The sequence below is a fragment of the Acinetobacter pittii genome (assembly GCF_034064985.1).
Lineage (GTDB): Bacteria > Pseudomonadota > Gammaproteobacteria > Pseudomonadales > Moraxellaceae > Acinetobacter > Acinetobacter pittii_H.
In genome coordinates this window covers 293,102-319,668 of record NZ_CP139249.1, presented here as the reverse complement: position 1 = coordinate 319,668, position 26,567 = coordinate 293,102, and the positions used below count along the sequence as shown (strand labels likewise).

The 26,567-nt window shown below is 38.9% G+C and carries 25 protein-coding genes and 2 tRNA genes; 15 read left to right on the top strand and 12 right to left on the bottom strand.

Annotated features, from left to right (window positions below):
* Positions 1-37: 37 nt before the first annotated feature.
* Positions 38-436, bottom strand: a complete 399-nt coding sequence (locus SOI76_RS01480) for a cation efflux protein, CzcI-like (protein WP_205668419.1) — start codon at positions 434-436, stop codon at positions 38-40.
* A 158-nt stretch (positions 437-594) separates the two neighbouring features.
* On the opposite strand from SOI76_RS01480, the gene SOI76_RS01475 reads away from it, so the two are divergent.
* Together SOI76_RS01475 and SOI76_RS01470 are read left to right on the top strand one after the other, a co-directional pair.
* Positions 595-1,287: a hypothetical protein gene (locus SOI76_RS01475; protein WP_104079715.1), complete on the top strand. Its 693-nt coding sequence runs from the start codon at positions 595-597 to the stop codon at positions 1,285-1,287.
* Positions 1,288-1,618: 331 nt separating this feature from the next.
* Positions 1,619-2,002 carry a tetratricopeptide repeat protein gene (locus SOI76_RS01470; RefSeq protein ID WP_016142857.1) on the top strand — a complete coding sequence of 128 codons (384 nt, stop codon included), beginning with the start codon at positions 1,619-1,621 and terminating at the stop codon, positions 2,000-2,002.
* A gap of 45 nt (positions 2,003-2,047) precedes the next feature.
* Here the strand turns inward: SOI76_RS01470 and ettA are convergent, their stop codons facing one another.
* A complete protein-coding gene (gene ettA, locus SOI76_RS01465) occupies positions 2,048-3,709 on the bottom strand; it encodes an energy-dependent translational throttle protein EttA (protein WP_005067029.1) in 1,662 nt (553 codons plus the stop codon).
* A gap of 295 nt (positions 3,710-4,004) precedes the next feature.
* Between ettA and metY the strand changes: the two genes are divergently transcribed.
* Together metY and SOI76_RS01455 are read left to right on the top strand one after the other, a co-directional pair.
* The gene (metY, locus tag SOI76_RS01460) at positions 4,005-5,282 is read left to right on the top strand and encodes an O-acetylhomoserine aminocarboxypropyltransferase/cysteine synthase family protein (RefSeq protein WP_104079714.1); all 1,278 of its coding nucleotides are present in this window, start codon (positions 4,005-4,007) and stop codon (positions 5,280-5,282) included.
* A 273-nt stretch (positions 5,283-5,555) separates the two neighbouring features.
* A complete protein-coding gene (locus tag SOI76_RS01455) occupies positions 5,556-6,446 on the top strand; it encodes an SDR family NAD(P)-dependent oxidoreductase (RefSeq protein ID WP_002116932.1) in 891 nt (296 codons plus the stop codon).
* Between the two features lie 69 nt (positions 6,447-6,515).
* Here the strand turns inward: SOI76_RS01455 and ychM are convergent, their stop codons facing one another.
* Together ychM and tex are read right to left on the bottom strand one after the other, a co-directional pair.
* Entirely contained in the window at positions 6,516-8,702 is a 2,187-nt protein-coding gene (ychM, locus tag SOI76_RS01450) for a SulP family inorganic anion transporter (protein ID WP_068564004.1), read from the bottom strand.
* 298 nt (positions 8,703-9,000) lie between these two features.
* Positions 9,001-11,349 (bottom strand): Tex family protein, encoded by a 2,349-nt coding sequence (gene tex, locus SOI76_RS01445; protein WP_104079713.1) that lies wholly within the window; start codon positions 11,347-11,349, stop codon positions 9,001-9,003.
* A 667-nt stretch (positions 11,350-12,016) separates the two neighbouring features.
* Here tex and ompR point away from each other — a divergent pair.
* The 5 genes from ompR (at position 12,017) to ypeA (ending at position 16,524) form a co-directional block, all read left to right on the top strand.
* Positions 12,017-12,781, top strand: coding sequence for a two-component system response regulator OmpR (gene ompR, locus SOI76_RS01440; RefSeq protein ID WP_000060753.1), 765 nt, complete (start codon positions 12,017-12,019; stop codon positions 12,779-12,781).
* Positions 12,782-12,798: 17 nt separating this feature from the next.
* Positions 12,799-14,256 carry an ATP-binding protein gene (gene envZ / locus SOI76_RS01435; protein ID WP_057074855.1) on the top strand — a complete coding sequence of 486 codons (1,458 nt, stop codon included), beginning with the start codon at positions 12,799-12,801 and terminating at the stop codon, positions 14,254-14,256.
* Between the two features lie 33 nt (positions 14,257-14,289).
* Positions 14,290-14,412 carry a hypothetical protein gene (locus SOI76_RS01430; protein ID WP_078210314.1) on the top strand — a complete coding sequence of 41 codons (123 nt, stop codon included), beginning with the start codon at positions 14,290-14,292 and terminating at the stop codon, positions 14,410-14,412.
* A 35-nt stretch (positions 14,413-14,447) separates the two neighbouring features.
* Complete coding sequence (locus SOI76_RS01425; RefSeq protein WP_016142851.1) at positions 14,448-15,962, top strand: acetyl-CoA hydrolase/transferase family protein; 1,515 nt, start codon at positions 14,448-14,450, stop codon at positions 15,960-15,962.
* 130 nt (positions 15,963-16,092) lie between these two features.
* Positions 16,093-16,524 carry a GNAT family acetyltransferase gene (gene ypeA, locus SOI76_RS01420; protein ID WP_104079712.1) on the top strand — a complete coding sequence of 144 codons (432 nt, stop codon included), beginning with the start codon at positions 16,093-16,095 and terminating at the stop codon, positions 16,522-16,524.
* Positions 16,525-16,701: 177 nt separating this feature from the next.
* On the opposite strand, the gene SOI76_RS01415 is transcribed toward ypeA, so the two are convergent.
* The 3 genes from SOI76_RS01415 to SOI76_RS01405 all read right to left on the bottom strand — a co-directional run bounded on the left by SOI76_RS01415 (position 16,702) and on the right by SOI76_RS01405 (position 17,469).
* A tRNA-Phe gene (locus SOI76_RS01415) sits at positions 16,702-16,777 on the bottom strand.
* 126 nt (positions 16,778-16,903) lie between these two features.
* Positions 16,904-16,979: transfer RNA gene (locus SOI76_RS01410), tRNA-Phe, on the bottom strand.
* A 106-nt stretch (positions 16,980-17,085) separates the two neighbouring features.
* Positions 17,086-17,469, bottom strand: coding sequence for a GNAT family N-acetyltransferase (locus SOI76_RS01405; RefSeq protein WP_002116928.1), 384 nt, complete (start codon positions 17,467-17,469; stop codon positions 17,086-17,088).
* A 102-nt stretch (positions 17,470-17,571) separates the two neighbouring features.
* On the opposite strand from SOI76_RS01405, the gene hisB reads away from it, so the two are divergent.
* The 5 genes from hisB to hisA all read left to right on the top strand — a co-directional run bounded on the left by hisB (position 17,572) and on the right by hisA (position 21,035).
* Complete coding sequence (gene hisB, locus SOI76_RS01400; protein WP_002116767.1) at positions 17,572-18,165, top strand: imidazoleglycerol-phosphate dehydratase HisB; 594 nt, start codon at positions 17,572-17,574, stop codon at positions 18,163-18,165.
* Positions 18,165-18,782 (top strand): imidazole glycerol phosphate synthase subunit HisH, encoded by a 618-nt coding sequence (hisH, locus tag SOI76_RS01395; protein ID WP_104079711.1) that lies wholly within the window; start codon positions 18,165-18,167, stop codon positions 18,780-18,782. The genes hisB and hisH overlap by 1 nt, the downstream gene beginning before the upstream one ends.
* Before the next feature lie 150 nt (positions 18,783-18,932).
* A complete protein-coding gene (locus SOI76_RS01390) occupies positions 18,933-19,481 on the top strand; it encodes a DUF805 domain-containing protein (RefSeq protein ID WP_104079710.1) in 549 nt (182 codons plus the stop codon).
* An 86-nt stretch (positions 19,482-19,567) separates the two neighbouring features.
* Positions 19,568-20,209, top strand: a complete 642-nt coding sequence (wrn, locus tag SOI76_RS01385; protein WP_104079709.1) for a 3'-5' exonuclease — start codon at positions 19,568-19,570, stop codon at positions 20,207-20,209.
* 94 nt (positions 20,210-20,303) lie between these two features.
* Positions 20,304-21,035, top strand: a complete 732-nt coding sequence (gene hisA, locus SOI76_RS01380; protein ID WP_000905538.1) for a 1-(5-phosphoribosyl)-5-[(5-phosphoribosylamino)methylideneamino]imidazole-4-carboxamide isomerase — start codon at positions 20,304-20,306, stop codon at positions 21,033-21,035.
* Between the two features lie 55 nt (positions 21,036-21,090).
* On the opposite strand, the gene SOI76_RS01375 is transcribed toward hisA, so the two are convergent.
* On the bottom strand, positions 21,091-22,782 hold the full coding sequence (locus SOI76_RS01375) for an ATP-binding cassette domain-containing protein (RefSeq protein WP_104079708.1): 1,692 nt from the start codon (positions 22,780-22,782) through the stop codon (positions 21,091-21,093).
* A 154-nt stretch (positions 22,783-22,936) separates the two neighbouring features.
* Complete coding sequence (locus SOI76_RS01370) at positions 22,937-23,488, bottom strand: helix-turn-helix domain-containing protein (RefSeq protein ID WP_104079707.1); 552 nt, start codon at positions 23,486-23,488, stop codon at positions 22,937-22,939.
* 99 nt (positions 23,489-23,587) lie between these two features.
* Here SOI76_RS01370 and SOI76_RS01365 point away from each other — a divergent pair, with 99 nt between their 5' ends.
* A complete protein-coding gene (locus SOI76_RS01365; RefSeq protein WP_104079706.1) occupies positions 23,588-24,490 on the top strand; it encodes a DMT family transporter in 903 nt (300 codons plus the stop codon).
* Positions 24,491-24,523: 33 nt separating this feature from the next.
* Here SOI76_RS01365 and SOI76_RS01360 read toward each other — a convergent pair whose 3' ends face one another.
* The 3 genes from SOI76_RS01360 to thrB are packed head-to-tail and all read right to left on the bottom strand — an operon-like array spanning position 24,524 to position 26,548.
* Positions 24,524-24,919, bottom strand: coding sequence for a DUF4870 family protein (locus tag SOI76_RS01360; protein ID WP_009391942.1), 396 nt, complete (start codon positions 24,917-24,919; stop codon positions 24,524-24,526).
* 36 nt (positions 24,920-24,955) lie between these two features.
* On the bottom strand, positions 24,956-25,585 hold the full coding sequence (locus SOI76_RS01355; RefSeq protein ID WP_104079705.1) for a DUF1294 domain-containing protein: 630 nt from the start codon (positions 25,583-25,585) through the stop codon (positions 24,956-24,958).
* 12 nt (positions 25,586-25,597) lie between these two features.
* Positions 25,598-26,548, bottom strand: coding sequence for a homoserine kinase (gene thrB, locus SOI76_RS01350; protein ID WP_104079704.1), 951 nt, complete (start codon positions 26,546-26,548; stop codon positions 25,598-25,600).
* Positions 26,549-26,567: the final 19 nt, after the last annotated feature.

Sequence of the window (26,567 nt, the reverse complement as noted above, 5' to 3'; positions counted from 1 at the left end):
AATAAGAGATGCGGTGGGCTTGTTTTGGCTACCCCACCTATAGCGGGGTTAAAACAGGAGGAGGTTTTAAAGCAGTAAGATGGGGCGACTGGTAAGAATTAGACCAGTGATAAATTTGCGAAAGCTCATGTACATGCACTACAGGTGTTTCAGCTTGCTTTGCAACTTCAGTCATCACCACATGAAAACATGAAGGCAAATGATCATGATGATCTTGCAAATTTAAAGGTGCTTTATGAGAGGTATTTCCGGCATCTTTCTGTTCAGTATGAGCTTGATGTGAAGGTTGATACACATCTAAAGCTGCGTGATGCCCGAAATGATGCAATGCTTTTTCCTGATTTTCATGCGCGCAAAATGCAGCAGCTACATTCCATAAACTCTGGAATATGAGCAAACTAAACAAGACGGGCATAAAAATTGCGGAACGTGGCAAAAGCACACCATTAAACTAAAAAGTTGAACAAAGGCACTATAACAGGCTCTAGGCATGTAATAAAATTACAAAACCTCGATTCATAAATCTCCGTTTTTTAATTTAGAACTTATCTCACGTTATACGAGACAAAAATAATTTCTTTTTGAGTAATCATTATGTACAAGCTTTTTTCTATGTCGATATTAACCATTTGCCTTAGCTTAACAGGCTGCGCAACGAATCTATTGTCCACCGCTTTACCAAATGAAACAACTGAAATTAAAACTACTGTTTTAAAAAATGATCAAATTATTGCCTTAGGTCAAACAGTTAAAAATGACCAAGAACAAGGTTTTGTATTTGTGGGGAAAGACTATAACTATTTAATGACTGACGGTAGCTCAAACCTTTTAAATATTATCAAAAGTATTCCAGCAGAACAGAGAACCTTAAAGACACCATCACCCCTTGTACTTGAGATGGATGATTCTACTCATTTTCATGGTGAAATAACGATTCGTTATAATATTCCAACTTATCAAATAGATGAGAAACAAAAAGAACTTTTAAATACATTAGGTTTTAAAAATCAATTTATGGTGATGGAAAATCAAAAACAAGTTTTCTACCCTTTCACCATAATCCGCTTTAAAGGAAAGATTTATCAAAAAGCAGATAATCAAAAGATTCAACAGCAGCTCCCAACTCCCTACCCAGTCGCTCTACAACAAAAAGATGAAATAACCAAGAAACATCCGTTTAAACGTGTAACACGCATGGCTTTGTATCCTCTAGCAATGACCTTTGACGTAATTACAGTAGCCCCATCATTAATCTGGTCAGATTTGCATGGTGATTTTAATAAATAAATTCATTCACTCTTAAACAAAAACCAGCCCATAGGCTGGTTTTTGTTTAAGAAAATTTCTTTTGTTTGATATTTATAAATTTTCTTATATTAAATAAAAAACTATTTTCTAGTTTTAAAGATTTCTTGATTTAACTGGGAATACTCTATTCTTATACTAATTCCACTATACGTAAAAACAGATGTAACTTTTATGTAAGCTAAAACCTCATCTGTTTTCATCCAAATGCGCTATATTATATTTACAAAAAAAAACATAATGTTTCAATATAAGGGACTAGCTTAAAAGTGTGAGTCAATTCAATCAAATTGAGGAACAAGGGAGAACTATCATGAATATGAAATCAATCAAGCATGGGCTTAATCACTTGTTTGCTTTTGAAAACTTAACCGCTGATATGCATTCGCAAGCAGTTGATGAGATTGAACAAGGTTTACGCTTTGAAGAGTTAGCCGAGCAAGATCATGAACGTATGCAAAATTGGTTAGATATAACTCCTAATGACCGAAATGCCATGTGGTGCTATTTACGCGCAGCTTTACGTGGTAGCCCAGATGCTTCATTTAAACTAGGTATTGGTTATCTAAATGGACAATTTGGACTAGATAAAAATTATAGTGAGGCTGAGAAATGGCTACAAAAAGCCGCAAGTCAGGGACATCCTGATGCAGATCGCTGCTTACAGGAAGCCTTTAGTAAATTAGCTTTTTCATAAATAAAAAAACCAGCCCGTAGGCTGGTTTTTTTAAATTAGCAAAAATTATCCGCTAATTTTTTTGTATTTCGTACGTTTTTGAACAGCATCTTCACCTAAACGTGACTGTCGATATGCTTCGTATTCTGCATAGTTACCTGTGTAGAATTCTGGCTGTTCATTTTCAAATGACAAGATGTGTGTCGCGATACGGTCAAGGAACCAACGGTCATGCGATACCACCATTACTGTACCTGGGAACACAAGAATTGCATCCTCAAGCGCACGTAAAGTTTCAATATCCAAGTCGTTTGATGGCTCATCCAGTAAGATAACGTTTGCGCCTTGCTGTAAAATTTTCGCAAGTTGTAAACGGTTACGCTCACCACCAGACAATTCGCCTACGCGTTTTTGCTGATCTTGACCTTTGAAGTTAAAGCGGCCGATATAAGCACGTGAAGCAATTTCATAATCGCCCACTTTCAAGATATCTAAACCACCAGACACTTCTTCCCAAACAGTTTTGTTATTGTCTAAAGTGTCACGAATCTGACCTACGTAAGCCACTTTAACTGACTCACCTAAAGTCACAGTACCTGTATCAGGTTGCTGTTCGCCAGTCATCATACGGAATAAAGTCGTTTTACCCGCACCGTTTGGACCAACAATACCTACAATTGCTGTTGGAGGTACAGTAAACGATAAGTTTTCGTACAATACACGGCCGTCAAATGATTTGCTGATACCTTCCACTTCCACAACTTTATTACCCAAACGAGGGCCAGGTGGAATGTAGATTTCAGACGTTTCATTACGTTGCTGGAATTCTTTAGAGTTAAGTTCTTCAAAACGCTCCATACGCGCTTTGTTTTTCTTTTGCTGACCTTTCGCATTTGAACGAACCCATTCAAGTTCTTTTTTCAATGCTTTAGCAAAAGATTCTTCTTGTTTCTGCTCTTGTTCTAAACGAGCATTTTTCTGTTCCAACCAAGAAGAGTAGTTACCTTGGTAAGGAATACCGTGTCCACGGTCAAGCTCCAAGATCCACTCGGCCACGTTATCTAAGAAATAACGGTCATGCGTAATTGCAACGATTGTGCCCGGGAAATCTTTCAAGAAGCGTTCTAACCAAGATACAGACTCTGCATCCAAATGGTTCGTCGGTTCGTCAAGAAGCAACATGTCCGGTTTAGAAAGCAATAAACGGCAAAGTGCTACACGGCGGCGTTCACCACCTGAAAGCTTAGTTACGTCTGCATCCCAAGCTGGAAGGTTCAAGGCATCTGCCGCGATTTCAAGCTGGTTGTTTAGGTTGTGCGCATCCCAAGCATGGATAATTGATTCTAATTTTTCCTGCTCTTTCGCAAGTGCATCAAAATCAGCATCCGGGTCTGCATACTCTGCAAAAACCTGATCAAGGCGCTCTAATGCATCTAAAGCTTCACGCACGCCATCTTCAACGTTACCACGAACATCTTTAGTCGGATCAAGTGGCGGCTCTTGCTCTAAATAGCCGATTTTAATTCCAGGCTGTGCACGAGCTTCACCAGAGAAATCTTTATCTACGCCAGCCATAATACGAAGCAAGGTAGATTTACCTGCACCGTTCAAACCGAGTACACCAATTTTGGCACCCGGGAAAAATGATAAAGAGATGTCTTTTAAGATTTCGCGCTTTGGCGGAACCATCTTAGACACTCGGTTCATCGTATAAATATATTGGGCCACGCAGGACTCCTCAATTGAAAAACCAATACATCGCATAAGCGATAAATAATCGCGCGTATTATACGCTGAAAACCCCAATAACTTGAAGTTATGATTTCCATCGTACGGATTTATCAAACAATTTTCTTTTTCAATAAGTTGCAAAATGTTTATGGATAAGATTTATACAACGTTTCAGCGTATATTTTTCTATCTTTATTCCTAAAATTAGAAAACAAACCAGAATTTCTGCAATTTTCTATTTAACTTTTAAGCTAGACTCGCTCAATATTTAACTCACGAAGATGAAGTAATCATGACTTATAAAGATGAAACCTTAGCAATTCATGCTGGCTACTCACCCGAAGCCACAACAAAAGCGGTTGCGGTCCCTATTTATCAAACCACTTCATATGCATTTGATAATACACAGCACGGTGCCGACCTTTTCGATTTAAAAGTTCAGGGCAATATTTATACTCGCATTATGAACCCGACCACGTCTGTGCTTGAGCAACGTCTTGCTGCACTTGAAGGTGGAATTGGCGCTTTAGCCTTGGCTTCTGGAATGGCAGCGATTACCTATGCTGTCCAAACGATTACAGAAGCAGGAGACAACATTGCCTCCGTCTCAACTTTATATGGCGGAACTTATAATTTATTTGCCCACACCTTACCAAAACAAGGTATTGAAGTTCGCTTTTTTGATTATCAACAGCCTGAAAACTTACGTAATTTAATTGATGATAAAACTAAACTTGTTTTTGTTGAGTCGATTGGTAACCCACTCGGAAATATTATCGATTTAGAAGCAATTTCAAAAATTGCACATGAATATGGCGTACCTGTCATCGTCGATAATACGGTTGCCACCCCTGCCTTATTAAAACCGTTTCAATATGGCGCCGATATCGTTATTCATTCTCTTACCAAATATATTGGTGGACACGGTAATAGCATTGGTGGCGCGATTATCGATAGCGGCAAATTCCCTTGGGGTAAATATCCGGAGCGCTTTAAAGTTTTGAATACACCTGACCCAAGTTATCACGGGGTTAATTATGTCGAAGCATTAGGTGAAGCTGCTTATATTGCACGAGCTCGCGTTGTACCTTTACGGAATACAGGCGCGGCGATTAGCCCGCTGAGTGTTTTCTTAATTTTACAAGGTTTAGAAACTCTAAACCTCCGCATGGAGCGTCATACTGAAAATGCGCAAAAAATTGCGGAATATTTACAAACTCATCCGAAAGTAAAGTGGGTTAACTACGCAGGTTTAAAAGATCATCCGCAGCACCAGCTTGCGCAAAAATATGTAAAAGGTAAACCTTCTGCAATTTTATCTTTCGGTGTGCAAGATGGACGTGAAGGAGGTACTCGTTTCATCGATGCACTTCAGCTATTTACTCGTCTTGTGAATATTGGTGATGCGAAAAGTTTGGCTTGCCACCCTGCAACTACAACTCACCGTCAGCTCAATGAGCAAGAACTTAAATCTGCCGGTGTGAGCGAAGATATGGTTCGTCTTTCCCTTGGAATTGAACATATTGATGACTTAATTGCCGATTTAGACCAAGCACTTTCAGCTGTATAAATTTTAAACCATTCAACAAGCCTCTGGAAATAGAGGCTTTTTTCATTTTTTTGTTCATTCTATAACTAAAATAATTAATGGATTAAGATACTATTTTAGAGTTTTTACTCTAAATAAATTGTTAAATTTCATATATTTACAGACTAGACAATTTTTAAACATCTATTAAGATAAGGACAATATTTATGAGTTCATTTGGATGAACCTACGGTTGTAAAAATAAAAATTACATACCGGAATAAATAGTCCCTGCCCCTACTTAGGTAAAATGCTGTGAATAAAAAATTAGAAGCTCTGTTCCAGGAAAAGGTACAAGATAAAGTCATTTTAGTGACAGGCGCCTCGAGTGGAATCGGATTAACGATTTCAAACAAACTTGCTGATGCTGGTGCCCATGTTTTACTGGTTGCCCGTACTCAAGAAACTTTGGAAGAAGTAAAAGCAGATATCGAAAAACGTGGCGGTAAGGCATCAATTTTCCCGTGTGATCTCAACGATATGGAAATGATTGACCAAGTATCTAAAGAAATTTTAGCGACTGTTGATCACATTGATATTTTAATTAATAACGCAGGTCGCTCTATTCGCCGTGCTGTACATGAATCTTATGATCGTTTTCATGACTTTGAACGCACCATGCAATTAAATTATTTTGGTGCGGTTCGTCTAGTTCTCAATATCTTGCCGCATATGATTCAGCGTAAAGACGGACAAATTATTAATATTAGCTCGATTGGTGTTTTAGCAAACGCGACTCGCTTCTCTGCATATGTCGCATCTAAAGCAGCGCTTGATGCATTTAGCCGCTGTCTATCTGCCGAAGTTCATGCACACAAAATCGCAATTACTTCAATTTATATGCCATTGGTTCGTACCCCAATGATTGCACCAACTAAAATTTATAAATATGTTCCAACCCTTTCACCTGAGCAGGCTGCTGACTTAATTGCTTATGCAATTGTAAAACGTCCAAAACGTATGGCAACCAACTTAGGTCGCTTAGCTTCAATGACTTATTCTGTAGCGCCAGGCATCAATAATATGTTTATGTCGATTGGTTTCCGTTTATTCCCAAGTTCAGATGCAGCGAAGGGACAAAAAACTGAGAAATTAAACTGGGCACAAAAAGCTTATGCTCGTATTTTCCCAGGTGAACACTGGTAATTCTGAGTTAATCGCATAACGAGTAAAAAAGCGCCTTAACTAAGGCGCTTTTTTTAACTAAAGGACTGATCAATCAAGAAATTGAACGTGCCCTGTTTTTACATCATAAATTGCACCCACAACTACGATCTCACCTCGATCAACCATATCTTTAAGCACACTGCTGTTATTAATAATGTACTGGATGTTGTAATGAACATTCATTGCTGTGACTTGGCTAATAAAAGCATTACCTAATTCACGTGGCTGCATAATGTCATATACGCTATCAACCGAATGCATTAATGGTCCAAGCACATATTGAATGTGTGGCATTTCCTTCACATCAGACACTTGCTTTTGCTCTAAACGCAATTGACATGCACTCGTCACCGCACCGCAATCGGTATGTCCTAAAACAACGATGACTTTAGAACCTTTGGCCTGACATGCAAACTCAAGTGAACCCAATACTTTTTGTCCAGCAATATTACCTGCAATTCGCAAGCTAAAGAGATCACCAATACCCACATCAAAAATCATTTCGGTGGGTGCACGTGAGTCCATACACCCAAGAACGGCTGCGATCGGGTGCTGTCCTTCATCTGCAGTCACACGAATTTGTCGGTAAATATCTCGTTGTAGACGTTCATTTTTTACAAAACGTTCGTTCCCTTCTTTAAGTAGGTTAACGACCTGTTGTGGACTCAGCTTTTGTTGCAAATCATGCGTACTAATATCAATATCAAGTACCGCATCATCAACATCTTGATAGTGCTGTTTGAACCCGACCAATTTAAGGTTTACCTGACGTTTAATAGCCGTTTCACTTTGATAATCTTGAATAACTTGATAGATATCGGGATCAATCGAATCACACTGAGTTGCATCAATAATGAGTTGTTGATGTTTATGCACATGTTCCAATGCCGAAATAAGCGCAGAACGATTAAGAAAGGTGACTTGTGAAGGAAGCTCAATACGAGTCACTACGCCATGCAAACGCTTCTCTCTATAAACACGAATACCTTTATTAAAATTGCCATAAAGAATAAAAGCACTACTGGTGAACAGACCAATTAAGATTCCCATTAAAAGATCGGTCAGTAAAATTGCAACTAAAGTAATAATAAAAGGTAAAAACTGTTTCCAACCTTTTTGATAAAGCTGTTTAAATAGTTTTGGATGAGTAAGCTTAAAGCCTGTGACAATAAGGATCGCGGCCAATGCAGACAAAGGAATCATGTTCATTAATGGCACAAAGAACAAAACCGCCAACAGCAACAATACCCCATGAATAATGGTAGAGCATTTACTACGCGCACCTGTATTCGCATTCACCGAACTACGTACAATCACTGAAGTCACGGGCATACCACCTATTAAGCCCGAAACGATATTCCCTGTGCCTTGTGCCCAAAGTTCGCGATTAGGAGGAGAAGAACGTTTTTGAGGATCGATTTTATCTGCTGCCTCTAAATTCAATAACGTTTCTAAAGATGCAACGACAGCCAGAGTGATTGCCCCTGTGTAAATCATAGGCTCAGCTAAATAGCTAAAATCAGGAAAAATTAATACTTCTTCGGGTGCTTGTAAGATATTCGGTAACTGAATGAGATTATCTATTTGCACTGCCCATGCAGAGCCGATACTCACTAAAACAAAATTTAAAACTGCTGCTAGCACAACTGCGATTAAAGCCGAAGGTAAAGCTAGTTTTTTAAGCGGACTGCTATCCCACGCTAAAATTAGAAATAAACTGAGCAAACCAATCAGTGCCGCTCCCCCATCAAAACGTTGAAGGAATGCGTCTGGTGTTGAAGTCCAAACCTGTTTCCATGAAAAATCAGAAAGTCCGAACAGGTAAGGCAATTGTGTCGCAATTAGGATGACACCAATAGCGGCTAATAACCCTAAAATGACATTATTTGGAATAAAGTTAGCAAAAAAACCTAACTTGAATAATCCAAATAGAATTTGTAGGACACCTGCAAAAATAATACATAATAAAAAGGCGGCATAATTGCCGCCTAGTTGTTCTAACTGTACAAGAATTACGGCAGTCAGCCCTGCCGCTGGGCCTGCAACGCTAATGTGGGAACCACTGAGTAAACCCACAATAATACCGCCGACAATACCTGCAATAATACCAGAGATGATGGGAGCACCTGAGGCTAAAGCGATACCTAAGCACAGCGGTAATGCCACGAGGAATACGACAACTCCGGATAAGAGGTCTTTTAAATGAAATCTATTTTTCAGGTTTAAAACCGACATAAAACAACCATTTATAATAAAAAGAAATAAGCAAAGTTGTACTATTACAGCCTGAAAGAGAATAAAAGCTTCAAGGCTGGGTTGATGATGTCGGACAACTGAATCTCATTAAAGTTTAGTTATGCTATAACGTTGTGTATTTAATTGTGTGTTTAACAACGATTTGTTGATCTTAAGATTCACCTCATCTTCACGACTGCGATTTTTTCTTAACTGCTCTTTAAAGTCTATTAAAAAATTATATTTCACTAATAAAGAAAGCCCCCGAATGGAGGCTTTTTTATTGTTTTAAAGGCTCTTATTTAGAACCTTTAATTCCAGCTTGTAATAACAATGCACCTAAACCACCAATCTTTTGTTCTTGTGGCTTTTCTTGCTTGTTACGCTGAGGACGCTCAGCTTGATCTTTACGTGGTTGAGGACGTTTACCTTGAGGCTTACGTTCAAAACGCTGTTCTGTATTTTGTTCACGGCGTGATGGACGCTGTGCTTTTACAGGTGCAGAACCTTCAGCACGCATACTTAAGTTCACGCGGTTACGTTCAACATCAACCTGCATAACACGCACTTGTACGATCTGACCTGGTTTTACAACTTTATGCGGATCAGAAACGAACTCATTCGCTAACTCAGAAATATGAACTAAACCATCCTGATGTACACCAATATCAACGAAAGCACCAAAGTTTGTGACATTAGTAATCACACCCTCAAGTTGCATACCTTCAGTTAATTGACCAACTTCAGTGATATCTTCGCGGAATTTAGCTGTACGAAACTCTGGACGCGGGTCACGACCCGGTTTTTCAAGTTCAGCTAATACGTCTTGAACAGTTGGCAAACCAAATTTGTCATCAACAAATTCATCAGCTTTTACTTGGCGAATGATTTCGGTATTACCAATAATGTCTTTCACAGTTGTCGCTTTTGCTGCAACAATTTTCTCAACAAGACCATAACTCTCAGGGTGAACCGCAGAAGCATCTAAAGGTTCAGAACCATTTTGGATACGTAAGAAACCAGCTGCTTGCTCAAAAGTACGCTCGCCTAAACGCGGTACGCTTTTCAAAGCTTGACGGTTATCAAAACGACCATGCTCTTTGCGGTATTCAACAATTTGCTGAGCAATTGCTTTGTTTAAACCCGCAATGTAAGCCAAGATTGCTGGAGAAGCGGTATTTACATCAACACCAACCGCGTTCACACAGTCTTCTACTACAGCGTCAAGTGTTTTTGCTAAACCAGTTTGATTTACGTCGTGTTGATATTGACCCACACCAATTGATTTCGGATCAATCTTAACAAGTTCAGCAAGAGGATCTTGTAAACGGCGAGCAATCGATACTGCACCACGAATTGAAACATCAAGCTCTGGAAGTTCTGCCGCAGCAAGTTCACTTGCAGAGTAAACAGATGCACCCGCTTCACTTACAGTCACGCGTGTTAATTTAAGGTCTGTATTAGCAGCCATCATTTCAGCCACAACAGCTTCCGTTTCACGGCTAGCTGTACCATTACCAATAGCAATAAGCTCTACATTATATTCACGGCATAGACGCGCAAGTTCAGCAATAGAACCTTCTTTATCTTCTTTAGGCGCAAATGGATAAATCGTGCTGTGAGCAAGTACATCTCCAGCATCGCTTACTACAGCCAGTTTCACACCAGTACGAATACCAGGGTCAACACCTAAAGTAGTACGGCTACCCGCTGGTGCCGATAATAATAAATGACGAAGGTTTTCAGCAAATACCTGCATTGCTTCTGCTTCGGCAGTAAGACGCTTCTCTGTCAGCAATGAATGCTCGATTTGAGGGCGAACTTTACCCAACCAGAACAATTTAGCAGTTTGCTTTAAGAAGTCCTGACGTGCTTGCGGCTGAATTTGCTCAAGGTTGTATTCAGTTTCAATACGTGCCAATGGTGCATCATCTTCACCATCTACTTTTAAACCTAATACATTTTCTTGACGACCACGCAACATCGCCAATAAACGATGTGAAGGCAGTTTATTTAAACCTTCAGAAAATTCAAAGTAATCACGGAATTTTTTACCGACTTCTTTCTTTTCTTCAGAAGCAACTGTACTTTTTAAAACTGCAGTTTTTGCAAAAGTTGCTTTTAATTCTGTAGTAAGCGCAATATTTTGTGCCCAGTCATCAATTAGAATATGCTGAATCGCATCTAACTGACTTTCAACATCTGGATAGTCTTCATGACTAAAACCAGCTAATGCTTCTGTCGGGTCAACTTGTTCTGCAATAATTTTTTCAGCAATCGGTCCTAGACCTGCTTCTTTTGCTTTAAAAGATTTACTTGTACGCTTAGGACGATACGGTGCATAAATTTCTTCTAAAGCATTTTTTGTTTCGGCTGCATTCACCCGCGCCAACAAGTCATCACTCAATTTATTCTGTTCTTGCAATGACTGAATAACCTTTTCACGGCGCTCATATAAATCACGTAAATACGCTAAACGAGTATCTAATTGGCGTAACTGCGTATCATCTAAACCTTGTGTTACTTCTTTACGGTAACGGGCAATGAATGGAACACTGGCACCTTCATCAATTAAGCGGATGGCAGCTTCTACTTGGTTTGGACGTACGGCAAGTTCACTTGCCAACTGCTGAACTAAGTCAGTCATCGTGTTTGATCCCACAAGGATAAAGTTTAAAAGCACTGATTATAAAGACCAAGCCCATAAAATCCACACTTGTTTGCGTATTCAAAACGTTTTTTTGTATTGACTCTGAATATTTATACTTTTTTCGACGACTAGAGCACAAAAAAACATGCGTTTAAGTATGAAAAAATTAATACTGAACTCAGCCTTTTAACCTTTATAAAATTTAAACGTATGACTTATGTCATAAATGTGACAAAAATTTAATATAATTTACGAGAAAATGATCATATTGATACATGACCCAAAAGATAAAATATTGAGATTGATCACTGTTTTATTCTCGTAATTTGTTATCAAATTTGGTTATTTGCTCAATTCAACTATTAAAAAGCCTATAGAGGGGCGTTAAGATTGATTTAAAGAATCTATTTAAAACAAAGAGTTATTACTATTGAGAGATTATAAAATCATTGAACATTTAAGTATTTGTTTTTTCTGAACGGTCTTTGCTAAATTATGGGCTTAAGATGTTGTTTTTTGGTTTCAAACCACCTTGAAAATTGTAATTTTGAGCAAATTGATACATAGTCTAAACAAGAACATCAGCATTATACTGAGGGCTTGTTGGCAATAAGCCTATCCGACCCAATAATATATAAATTATGACTTTAAAAGGGAGTACATCATGAGTTTAGTTGTACCTGCTGAACATCCTGAAACCGTACACAACGAAACGGATCGTGTCGAACGTATTTTAGTGGTCGATGACGATGTGCGTTTACGTACCCTCTTGCAACGTTTTTTGGAAGATAAAGGCTTTGTTGTAAAAACTGCCCATGATGCTTCACAAATGGATCGTTTATTACAACGTGAGTTATTTTCACTGATCGTACTCGACTTTATGTTACCGGTTGAAGATGGTTTAAGTATTTGCCGTCGTTTACGTCAATCAAATATTGATACGCCAATCATCATGTTAACAGCACGTGGTAGTGATTCAGACCGTATTGCCGGTCTTGAAGCCGGTGCAGATGACTACTTGCCAAAACCATTTAATCCAAATGAGCTTTTAGCACGTATCCGTGCAGTATTACGTCGTCAAGTTCGTGAAGTTCCGGGTGCACCAAGCCAACAAGTTGAAGTAGTAAGCTTTGGTCCATGGTCTTTAGATTTGTCTACCCGTACACTGACACGCGAAGGACAAATCGTTACCTTAACCACTGGTGAATTTGCAGTATTAAAAGCATTGGTACAACACCCACGTGAACCATTAACACGCGATAAACTGATGAACTTAGCGCGTGGCCGTGAATGGGGCGCAATGGAACGTTCAATTGACGTTCAAGTCTCTCGTCTACGTCGTTTAATTGAAGATAACCCTGCACGTGCACGTTACATCCAAACTGTATGGGGTGTGGGTTATGTATTCGTTCCGGATGGTGCTGAATAAGCTTGAGATAAGATAGAGTGAGTTTAGAACCAATCGCCCCACAGAACTTTACTGATTACGTTACCTACTCAGAACGTAAACGGACTCGATGGGAACGTTTTCTCGACAAAATAAAACCACGTTCTGCTGCCATGCGTACCACTATTCTGGTACTGCTGGTGGTGTTCTTTAGCTTATTTATGTCGTTATGGTTCTTTTGGCGCACTCTTTACTTACCTGAAATTCAACAACATGCACGTTATCTTGCTGTTGAGCTTGAACTCGTCAACAATCCTGATATACGAATTTTTCATCGTGAAAATGAAGTAGATGTTGATGCGTGGTTACGTAATCGAGTCGGTATCGAATACGTCACTAACCCCAAAGAATATCCTAGTGTTCGAGACAAGGTTATTGCCGAGTTTTTTACCAATCAGGTTGAAGAAAAACTTGCCAATGAGATCGGGACTAAAGACGTTACTGTTTACTTCCAGTTTAAACCGAGCCCACGCATTTGGATTCAAACTCCTGAAATGCATGGAAACTGGGTTCGTGAACCTTTAAAAACCTATGCCAACTACAGCCCTGAGCTCTTAGTAGGTTGGGTTGTAGGTGTTCCTTTACTGTCGGCTATCATTATTTTGATTTTGGTCAGACAGATGAACCGCCCTCTGCGTCGTTTGCAGAATGCTGCCAATGAATATAGTAAATCTGGAACAGCGCCCTACCTTGATACCAATCATGGACCACTAGAAATTCGTCAAGTAAACCAAGCCTTTAATCGCATGGTCTACACACTCGATCAGACTGAGCGCGAACGACGTATTATGTTGGCGGGTATTTCACATGATTTACGCACCCCGCTTACACGCATACGCTTAACAGCAGAGATGCTGCCTGATGAGTTTTTACGTGAAGGCTTGGTCTACGATGTAGATGATATGGATGCAATTCTTAATCAGTTCATTTCGTATATGCGCGATGGTTCAGACGAGGAATTGAAAGACACCAATATCAACATGCTTTTGCAAGAATTAGTTGTGCAATTTAAACCTCTCGATATTCAATTCGAGATGCAAGATGTGCCTATTATTCCGGCACGTAGTCTTTCTTTAAAAAGATTGATTGCCAACTTGATTAATAATGCAAAACGATACGGTGCTGAACCAATTGAGCTCAGTGCAAAAGTTGAAAATGAATATATTTTAATTACCGTTGCTGATCATGGTGAAGGTATTCCGGCAGATCAAATTGAAGAGTTGATGCAACCTTTTGTTCGCGGAGACTCAGCAAGAACGATTCAAGGTAGTGGTCTTGGGCTTGCGATTGTTAAACGTATTGTCGATATTCATCATGGTGAGATTCAAATTCATAATCGTGAACAAGGTGGTCTAGAAGTTATTATTTCTTTACCAATCCCAAAACCGAGTACCGAAGAAAGTACCACGACGAATCCTTTGGAAAAAATAAAACAAACATTAAGTGAGCGCTTTTAATTTGATCAATCAGCAATTAAAAGCCTTGTTTCGATAATAAATAAAAGCAATAAAAATCAATTAAATAAAAACCATAAATATAATTTATACCGCCATTTATTTACAAAATTAGACCTTAGCCTAACACCTATGCACTTTTCAATTTTTCATAGCTAAAATCCCCTATGTTTTGACAATATTGAGGATGTCCAATGTCTTTAAGTCGTATTCGCCTAGCTTCTCTTCATGACAAGGTCATCAGTGCTGAACAAGCTGCGCAATTCATCGAAAATGGAATGACCGTTGGTATGAGTGGTTTTACTCGTGCCGGTGAAGCTAAAGCTGTTCCACAAGCACTTGTAGAGCATGCAAAGAAAAATCCGTTAAAAATCACGTTAATTACGGGTGCTAGCTTAGGTAATGACTTAGACAAACAACTCACGGAAGCAGGTGTTTTATCTCGTCGTATGCCATTTCAGGTAGACAACACTTTACGTCGTGCGATCAACAACGGCGAAGTTATGTTTATTGATCAACATCTATCAGAAACTGTTGAGCAAATGCGTAACCAGCAGCTTAAACGTCCAGATGTTGCGGTGATTGAAGCAATTGCGATTACTGAAGATGGTGGCATTATTCCAACAACTTCTGTAGGTAACTCTGCAAGCTTCGCTATTTTTGCCGAAAAAGTTATTGTTGAAATCAACACCTCTTTAAGCGAAAGCTTTGAAGGTTTGCACGATATCTATATTCCAACTTACCGTCCAACACGTACTCCAATTCCATTAACTAAAGTGGATGAGCGTATTGGTACAACAGCAATCCAAATCGATCCTGCAAAAATTGTAGGTATTGTATTTAACGATACACATGACTCACCATCAACCGTAACTCCTCCAGATGATGAGACTCAAGGCATTGCAAACCACTTAATTGCTTTCTTTAATAAAGAAGTTGCGGAAGGTCGTTTACCGAAAAACCTTGGTCCATTACAAGCAGGAATTGGCTCTATTGCCAATGCTGTATTAACAGGTTTAAAAGATTCTGATTTTGAAGACCTCATCATGTACTCAGAAGTACTACAAGACTGTACTTTTGAACTCATTGATGCAGGCAAAATGAAATTTGCTTCTGGTAGCTCAATTACACTTTCTGCAAAATGTGGCGAAAAAGTTTTTGGCAATATCGAAGCTTACAAAGACAAATTAGTGCTCCGTCCACAAGAAATTTCTAACCACCCTGAATTGGTACGTCGTTTAGGTATTATCGGCATTAACACTGCGCTTGAGTTTGATATTTACGGTAACGTGAACTCAACTCACGTGTGCGGCACTAAAATGATGAACGGTATTGGTGGTTCAGGTGACTTCGCTCGCAACGCACACTTGGCAATCTTTGTGACTAAATCAATTGCTAAAGGCGGCGATATCTCTTCTATCGTGCCAATGGTGAGCCACGTTGACCACAGTGAACACGACGTTGATATTTTAGTGACAGAGCAAGGTTTAGCAGACTTACGTGGTTTAGCACCTCGTGAGCGTGCTCGCGCTATTATCGATAACTGTGTACACCCACTTTATCGTGGTGCATTAAACGACTACTTTGATCGTGCATGTGCTAAAGGTGGACATACTCCTCACTTACTTCGTGAAGCATTGTCTTGGCATGCAAACTTCGAAGAAACAGGTCAAATGCTTCAAGCAGAACCAGTTGCAAAATCAGCTTAAATCACTGGTTTAATTCAAGCACTCCTTCGGGGGTGCTTTTTTATTTGTTTAAATTATTGATAAAACACTGCTCAAGTCCTAATTTTTATTTTATCTTTTCAGCACATCAAAACAAAAAGTAGAAATCCATATGTTTATTATTCGTCAATTTACAAATGCAGATCTGGATGATGTCGTTATTTTATGGGAAAGCTGTGGCCTGACGCGTCCTTGGAATAATCCTGAAACCGATATTTTCAGGAAAGTCTCACAACAGGATGATTTGTTTTTGGTTGCTATTAAAGATGAGCAACTCATTGGCACGCTTATGGGCGGCTACGACGGTCATAGAGGCTGGATTAACTATTTAGCTGTTCATCCCCACCAACAACGCTTAGGAATCGCTACAGCGCTCGTTCAGCAGCTTGAAAAGCGATTGATCGCCCGCGGTTGTCCAAAACTACAATTACTCGTCCGCAAAGACAATTTAAATGTACTGAACTTTTATGAACAGCTTGGCTATGACGAAGTAGAAGCAGTGTGTCTAGGAAAACGACTTATTAGCGATAATTCACCCGACTAGCGCAATAAGCCCACAATTTCTTTTTCAGTATTCCTAAAACCCATTTAAGCTTGGGGATAAATAACTATACTTGTGGATAAAATGAGATTTATACACAAGTGAAGTAACGATGTGTTAGGGCAAAACAGATAGACATAAAAAAAGCCCCATACATTATGTATGAGGCTTTTTCGAATATGGTGGCGAGACCCAGGATCGAACTGGGGACACACGGATTTTCAATCCGTTGCTCTACCTACTGAGCTATCACGCCGATGGCCTGTATTAAGCCGTATCTCAGAACAATAGTCAACTATTATCCTGAGTTTCTGATTTAAATGAGTATTTTTTATACTTAAAAAAAATCCCTGATGGGATCAGGGATTGAAAACACAAATAATGGTGGCGAGACCCAGGATCGAACTGGGGACACACGGATTTTCAATCCGTTGCTCTACCTACTGAGCTATCACGCCGAAGTGGGCGTATTAAACAATGTTTATAAGAAGACGTCAAGCAACTTCCGTGTTTTTTGTAACAAGTGATTATTTTTAAATCACAACCACAAAATAATAGAAGCTTTTAGTGATGTAGTTTACCAATGTGAGCCAAACAGCGATGAATCGCGCCACAGCCTGGTTCAAAAGTTTTAACACCTTTTGACTCTTCTATGCGGCAAGCTTCTTCAACTAAGCGCTCAGCTACACCACGACCACGGTTAGCAGGGTGCACAACAATATATTCAAGAACCTTGCTTTCGCCTTGTCCTGAAGACCAAATTGCACCTATAATTTTGGTATTAAATTCGGCAGTGTATAGCGTGGTATACTGTTGTAAATCTTGTTCAAGTTGTTCAATCGCATCGTGCCCGTCACCAAACTCCGGACTTGTATCATACAAACGCTCAAGCTGATCGCGGATCTCTGAATTATCTAGAGAACTATAAGCATGTACGGTAATAGGCATTGATTAACCCTCCTGAGCAAACTATGATGCTGTCACGAATTCGTCACAGCGAAATTGTCGTTAACATCCAATCATTTTTGACGTTTTTTGAGGAACGTGTCCATGACGCAACGTATCAGTGAAGTGGTTAGAAATACCAATGAAACCAAAATTCGAGTTCGTTTAAATCTCGACGGTACTGGTCAAGGCACACTAAACACTGGAGTTCCATTTTTAGACCATATGATTGATCAAATCAAGCGACATGGCTTATTTGATATCGATATTCATTGTGACGGAGACCTCGAGATTGATGATCACCACACCGTAGAAGATTGTGGTATCACGCTTGGACAAGCTTTTGCACAAGCTTTAGGTGATAAAAAAGGTTTAAAACGCTATGGTCATTTTTATGCACCATTAGACGAAGCTTTATCTCGCGTTGTTGTAGATTTATCTGGTCGTCCAGGTTTATTTATGGATATTCCATTTACTCGTGCGCGCATCGGTACCTTTGATGTTGATTTATTTTCTGAGTTTTTCCAAGGTTTCGTAAACCATGCGCTTATGACCTTACACATCGATAACTTAAAAGGTAAAAATAGCCACCACCAAATCGAAAGTGTTTTTAAAGCACTTGCTCGTGCTTTACGTATGGCATGTGAAGTTGATCCACGTGCAGAAAACACGATTGCATCGACAAAAGGTAGCCTCTAATGACACGTATCGCGTTACTTGATTATGGCATGGGCAATCTACACTCAGCAGCTAAAGCACTTGAGCATGTGGGCGCTACAGTCGATGTGACCAATGATCCAAAACTAATTGCACAAGCCGACAAAATTGTTTTTCCGGGTGTTGGCGCAATGCGTGACTGTATGCAAGGCATGCGTGAAGCAGGGATTGATGAAGTTGTACGTAAAGCTGCTTTTAATAAGCCAGTTCTTGCGATTTGCGTAGGCATGCAAGCATTACTACAAAGTTCTGAAGAAAATGGCGGTGTAGACGCATTAGGTATTTTTGACGGCGCAGTAAAACATTTCCCTCAAATGGAAGGTTTAAAAGTACCACACATGGGCTGGAACCAAGTTCACCAAATGGACCCAAGCCATCCAATGTGGAATAACATCGAACAAGATGCTCGCTTCTACTTTGTACATAGCTACTATGTCGAACCAAAAGATGAAAGCGTTGTGGCTGCGACTTGTGAGTATGGTGTGAATTTCTGCACAGCAATTCATAAAGATAATTTATTCGCGACTCAATTCCACCCAGAGAAAAGTCATACTGCTGGTTTGCAGTTACTTAAAAACTTTGTGGAATGGAATATTTAATCTGATTTAAAACTGAAAAAGATCAGGTCGAGATGGTCTGATCTTTTTTTTATTTACAATAATAACTAATCATTTATAGAATGATGTTTTATTCAACAAAATATTGAATATTTATACTTCTAAATAAAACTAAATGATCAGGAAAACAAAATGAATTCACCTTTCGAAAATCAGCCACTTCAACACGATTCCCCCTTTAAAGCTAATGGTCGTTTTGGACGACTCTCTTATGCTGCTTGGACATTCTTATTTTCACTCGTCATCGGTATCGCTGTTGTCATCATCGCTTTTACTTTTGGATTTACATCTAGTCAAGAACTAACAGGTCTTTCTACGGCAGGCATGATTGTTATCGCCATTCTCTATATTGTTTGTCTCTATGTAAGTTTTGTATTTACCATCCGCCGCTTGCACGACCGCAATAATACAGGATGGCTATCATTACTGATGCTGATCCCCGCCGTAAACCTGATTTTTATGATCTATCTCTTTGCAGCAAAAGGTACAGAAGGCAATAATGATTACGGCCCACAGCGCCCTACCCCTGGTTGGGAACGTGTTTTAGGCTGGATTTATATTATCCTAATTCCACTTGCTTTGGTTTTTGCTGTCGTTGCCACAATCATGTCTCCGACCTATGAAGGCTATGTCGAGAAAAGTGAAAGTGTGGTCATTGGTACACCTTCTCAGTCTCAATAATTTTTAAAGACATTCATAAAGCCTAGTTCTCTAGGCTTTATTCATATATAAAGTGAATAGCCCAATTCTTTTGTACGCTGTTAAATATGTCCGAAGCCGTTGCCCTCCTTGATAAAGCCTCCATTCAGCAGCTTCCTCCTTTTGAAAATCTTAACCACCATAATATTGTGGTGATTGAAAATATTGAGCAATGCAAAAGTATTGAAGAAGAATTAAAAAACGCTGCAATTTTGGGATTTGATTCTGAATCTAAACCTACATTTAAAGTGGGTGAAATCTCAACTGGTCCACACTTAATTCAGCTTGCCACAGCAAAAAAAGCCTATTTGTTTCATGTAAATTCATCAACTTTAAAATTTTTACAGCCCATTTTGTCTAACTCTCAGCAAATTAAAGTTGGCTTTGGCCTTAAAAATGACAAACACATTTTTCATAAAAAAGGCATTGAGCTGGAAAGTTGTGTCGATCTAGCTAAAAGCTTTAGTCACTTTGGTTTTACCCAGCAAATGGGGGTTCAAAAAGCGATTGCACTACTATTTGGGCAGTATCTTGCAAAGTCGAAAAAAGTTGGAACTTCAAATTGGGCACGAAAGCCACTTACATCACAACAAATAAGCTACGCTGCTGCCGATGCCTATGCTGCATTATTGGTATTTGAAGAGCTCAGAAAGCAAGAACTATTACCGGCTCACATTTCACAAACGATTCAAACCGCACTTCAAACGTAAAGTTATAAAAGTCTTTTCTAAGGCTTAGCGATTGATCAATACTTTGCTAAGATGTGCACAATTTCATAATCATGATGAAGCAAGGAGCGGAAGCATGCTAATCATTCCAGCAATTGACCTGAAAGATGGTAAATGTGTGCGTTTAAAACAAGGGCGTATGGAAGACGATACCGTTTTCTCTGACGATCCGGTTGCAACTGCCCAGCATTGGGTAAATGAAGGCGCACGTCGTTTGCATTTGGTTGATTTGAATGGCGCTTTCGCAGGTACCCCAATTCATAAGCCTGTTGTTGAAGCAATTGCTAAAGCTCAGCCAGAATTACCAATTCAAATTGGTGGTGGTATTCGTTCATTAGAGACTATCGAACACTATCTAGAAGCTGGCGTGACTTTTGTCATTATCGGTACAAAGGCAGTTCAAGAGCCTGAATTCGTAGAAGAAGCTTGTAAGCGTTTTGCAGGTCACATCATTGTTGGTATTGATGCCATGAATGGTATGGTTGCAACTGATGGCTGGGCAAACGTTACTGATGTGAAAGCAACAGATTTAGCGAAACGCTTTGCAGATGCAGGCGTGTCTAGCATTGTTTATACAGACATTGCTCGTGACGGCATGATGCAAGGTGTAAATGTTGAGCAAACTGTAAACTTGGCTCAATACTCAGGCTTACCAGTAATTGCTTCTGGTGGTGTTACCAATCTTGATGACGTTCGTAACTTAAAAGGCCAACCGGGCATTTTAGGCGCGATCACAGGCCGCGCAATTTATGAAGGTACTTTAAACCTTCGTGAAGCTCAGCTTTTGTTGGATGAAAACCGTCTTTAATTTTTAAGATGTAAAAAAGAGCCTGATTAGGCTCTTTTTTATTTTTTGATTATTTTTAGTTTAATAACTTTTCTAAATCGATTATCTCATCCGCAATTTCCATCGCATACGGTGAATGCGTAATCATGATCACGGATGGAACAACCTGCTGAATATATTCAAGTATCTTTTTTGCAGTATCTACATCCAAGGCGGCAGTCGGTTCATCTAAGATCATGAGTTGAGGACGAGCCAATAAACCACGAAGAATACAAATTCTTTGTTTCTCTCCTCCTGAAAAATTCTTATAAATTTCAGTTAGATCATCGTCGAGCGTTAGTTGATGCTTTTTCAAAATATGTAATAGATTAAATTGATCAAGCATCTGAAGTAAGTAAGAATCCTCATATATGTGCGAGGAGTTATAAACTAAATTATCCCTAAGGGAATAAGGGAAAATAACTGGTTGCTGTGCAACGTAAACAACCTCATCAAAAATATGTTTAGAGAAATTTTGGCTAATATCAATATTCTTATAGCAAAGCTGCCCTGATTGAATCTGATAGACGCCCATTAAATAATTCATTAGAGAAGTCTTTCCCAAGCCAGTCGGCCCAATCACGACATACGTTTTATTGGCTAATATTGTTAAATTAAAATGATCTACAGCTCTTTTCCCAAGTAAAAATTTAGCATTTATAAATTGAAAGAGAACGTTGGAGTCTTGAACGATAGAATGCGTATAATTTTCTTTATCGAGATTAAAGTATTTTCGATATTTTGCTAAAGCGACAAAGTTACCATTTAAACGCATCAAGCTTTGAGAAACTGCTAAAAATGGATTGGTGAGTTGAATAATATAAGTACTTATCAATACGAAAGCACCCGGTGTAAGCTGCTTTTCAGTCGAAAGAAATACTGTAAATAACATAAAAATGAGCAAAAATAGAAAGATCAGGAACAATTGGGAAATCATAAGTAGCCCTATTTTTTTATTCCTATCTTTAGCGGTTGTGATGTATGAATTTAGTGTGTCATTAAACTTTGATAATTGAAAAGGAACCGCATTTTTCACCTTAATTTCATACGAGTTTGAGATCTGATGTATCAAATGGCTATTTACTTGATTATCTTGTTGATACATAGCATCGAATAGTGAACTACTTGTTTTATTTATATGAAAAGAAATTACAAAAATAACGATAGCGACCAATAAAAAACTGATACTAAAAAGTAAATTAATGGTCGTAAATAAAACTGCAAAAATCATAACCAATTGAAAAACTATTGGTCCTAAATGAAGAAGTAACGTTAGATTAATCTCACCAAAAGCAGAACTTCCTCTTGCCAGATCACTAATCACGGTTCCAGTTTCAATTTGATCTTGTTCATCTTTTTTAAGATTTAAATAATTCTTTAAGCCTGCAAAAATTAGTGCGCCTTTGAAATCTACTATCAGATAAGCACTAAAAATATTTTTTGTCCAATTACATAACTCATTTGCTAACCATGCTGCGGCATAAGCAAGTGCGATTAGATATAAAAAATTGAATGGAAGTCGAATATCAAGTGGAAAGTCATATTTCTGTGCAGAATAATCAATAATAAGTTTTAATAAGTATGGCAATAATGTTGTAAAGAATGCGGTAAACATTACTAATAAAAACATAAGAAACATACTTCCCTTCTGCTTCTTATATTTTTCTTTAGAAACCTGCCATAAAAATTTATAGTTTTTAATATCTTGTGAACTTAATAAAAATTTCATTTCTGTATCTTTTTTCTATTAAAACGAATTAAAAAATAATTTCCTTACATAAGAAATATCATAACTTCTCTTATTTAGTCTTATCCGTGTTTTTTGTTTAAAATTACATCCATAAAATTTTAATTTTTTTTATAAAACCTTAAAATCTAATCAATCAATATACCACATTACGAATAAACTTAAGGACTTGGTTACCACTATTAATATAAGTGTAAGTTACTGAACTGGCATATATAAATGAAGAACCAGCAGCAATAGTTTTTGAGCTATCTGCAAATTGTATGGTCAATTCACCTTCTAATACGTAAATAAGCTCTTGCCATCCTTTTGCATCTGGCTCAGCAATATAAGATTCCCCCACTGCCAATGACCATGTCCAAAGCTCAACTTGGGAGCAAGAAGGGACTGAAGCCAATAGCGTTGCATTACTTTCTTCTTTTTCACCCTGCCAAGCGAGTACATTTACTAAGGCATGTTCTTTATGCTCAGGTGCACTCACAATCGTTTTAAAATCCACACCCAACACTGCTGCAATCGAATCGAGTTTAGCCAAACTAATATTGACCTGCCCTGTTTCCAAAGCAGCAATGGTTCGTCTACTCACACCTGCCTGATCGGCCAAGTCCTGTTGGCTTAATCCACGCTCATCTCTTAATGAACGAATGTTTGTGCCTACGTGCTGTAAAACGGTGCTCGACTGGCTCATAAAATAAAATAGCAAATAAAATATGAGCAATATATTGCACAAAATAGAAGAATAGCGCAATATGTGCAATATATTGCACAATTTCTAATGATTTTAAGTATGTCACCAATTTCCCTGAGTTCAAGCAAAGCCCCACAGTTAGCACTCATTTTGATTACGATCATTTGGGGTGGAACATTTCTTACTGTGCAATATGCACTGCATTTTTCGTCACCTATGTTCTTTGTAGGCTGCCGCTTTGCTGTCGCAGCGCTTACCTTGCTACTTATTTCTTTCAAGAGTATGAAAGGTATTACATTAAAAGATTTAGGCGCGGGTTGTGCGATTGGTCTTGTTATTGCAGCAGGCTATGGCACCCAGACCATTGGCCTGCAAACCATTCCAAGTAGTGAGTCGGCTTTTTTAACAGCGCTATACGTTCCACTTGTACCTATTTTAATGTGGCTCATCTTTAGAAAAACTCCACACATCATGACTTGGGTAGGCGCTGCTCTTGCTTTTACTGGCCTTGTGTTATTGACGGGCAATGGTTTTGAGCAAATTTCCTTAAGTTTTGGGCAACTTTTAACAGTGCTCGGGTCATTTGCGATTGCTTTAGAAATTATTTTTATTAGCTACTTTGCTGGAAAAGTAAATTTGCGTCGCGTTACGATCATTCAACTTGGTGTCGCTTCTCTACTTTCTTTCGCGATTATGCCTGTGGTGGGTGAACATACGATTCCAGTATTTTCATGGCCCCTAGTACTCATTGCTGTCGCATTAGGTTTAGCGAGTGCACTCATTCAATTTGTAATGAACTGGGCTCAACGTGTGGTTGATCCTTCACGTGCTGCAATTATCTATGCTGGCGAACCTGTTTGGGCAGGCATTATTGGCCGAATTGCAGGTGAGCGTTTGCCATTGATTGCCCTTTTGGGAGGTGCTTTAGTGGTCTTAGGTGTTTTAGTCAGTGAGTTAAAAATTAATTTACCCATTAAGAAAAACAAAAGAATTAGAAAATAAAAAAAGAGAGCTTGGCGCTCTCTTTTTTATTTATTAAGGCTGATACATCGGGCGATTATCGTTTAACGCAATCAAACCACGAATTGCACGATATACAATCCAGATCCACGCAGCACCAATTACGCCCACACAGAATACGGTCGATGAAACGGCAACGCCTGCAAATAGATTAGTATTTTCGCCCGTAAAGAACAGGAAAATAAACGGCAGAAAGGCAATAATATTCCAAGCCAGATACCACCAGAATGTTCTGATTTGCCATGTAAAGTGGCTCGCAAAAATTGAACCCTGTACATCAGAACGTTTTACGTAGTTAATAATTAAAGCAATAACCGCAAGTAAGCCGCCTGTAAAAATGGCAACAATATAAAGTACATATAAAATAAGTGTTAAAGTACGATTTGGATCTTGGTCGATAGAACTATTCATTTTTATACCTCTCAAGTTTATTAAAACGATTTACTTTTATGAGCCCCGCAATACGTTTAAGGGAGAAATTAGCCACAAAATCAAAAGTAAATGAAAGAATATGGTACAAAAATAAATCCTACGAAAGGGTTGTTTTTGTGTTTTATGTCTCAGTTTTTGTTGTGCCCACCATGCAGCTGGCCAGCCTCCTAAAAAGCTAACAATGTGCAGTGTTTGTTCAGGCACACGTCGATTACCCAATTGTGCGGCTTCTTTGTCTTGTGAATAAAGCCAATAACTTAAGGCATTCATCATTAAAACAAATAGCAAGGTGTAAGCGGGTAAAATATGAATAAAACTCATAATTCCCATTAAAACGAAATAAAACACGATCCCCATTTGCATTGCAGACCATGGACTGGCTTGAAAAGAAGATTCTGCTTTTACAGGCTTTGACGCTTTTCGGGTTTGAGATGCTTTTAAATAGGTGACCTGCTGAGCACGAAAACGGCCTCGTTCATCGAGAATCACCCGATATTCCAGTGCACAGCCAATAATTGGCCGAGGTCCGGGGCGTGCAAAATCTTTGATATGCAAAAAGACTCGCTCTTTTTCAGCATCATCTGGCTGAATAAAGCCATAACCTTTTTCGTCGAACCATTCGACTAAACGCCCCTGATCTCGCATCTTTATTCCCTTTTATGCTTTTACATGACTTAAACGGTCTTGCATCATTGCTCGCATTTCTTGCGGATCTTTTTGCAAAATGTCATCGCCGGTACGTCCTTCTTCTTTATTTTTTTGAGCAACTTGCAAACGCATTGACCAAAAACGGCAAGCCGCCATTGCCAAGAATACATCTAAACACTCAAGTTCATCTGAAGTCAGCGCACGAACTTTCTGGTATGCCGCTAAGTAAGCTGCTACCTTATCTGAGTTTAAATGCGCTGCTGGATATTCGGTACAAAAATCATTAATGGTAATCGCAATATCAAATAGCAATTCATCTTGATTTAACTCGTAAAAATCTAGAATACCTTGTAATTGCTCACCTTCAAACAAAGTATTGTCGCGGAACAAATCAGAGTGAATAAAACCTGTTGGTCGATTTGAGTACTGCGTTGTTTTCGCATTAAAAGCTTGATAGACCTGCTCAAGTAACGTTTGGTCATCTTGAGTCATGCTTGGTTTCAGCTGTTCTGCAACACCTGTCCAGTATTGATGATCACGTCGATATTCACGTTCAAGGGGAAAATCTTGTAAAGCCACATGCAGTTTCGCCTGTGCATCTGCAATCGCGGCAACTTGCGCTACTGTGGTTTGCATGGGATGGTGACCCATTAAACGTGGTGCAATTTGTGCAGGCTTGTCTGCAATCACATGAACCGCTTGTCCGCTGTGTTTTAATGGCACGGCAACGGGTACATCATGAGTCCCTAATTGTTCAAGTACAGGAATGAGTTCACCTGCACCTTGTGCATCTAACTCTTCAAATACAGTCAATACATATTGTTTGCGGTTTACATCAACCAAAAAATAATTGGTGTTTTGAATACCTCCCTGAATTGGGTTCAGCTCCAACACCTCTAATCCATAAGGTGCAGCAAAGGTGCGAACTTCATCTAAACTCAACGGGGTATAAACCGACATGGAAAACCTGCAAAAAACA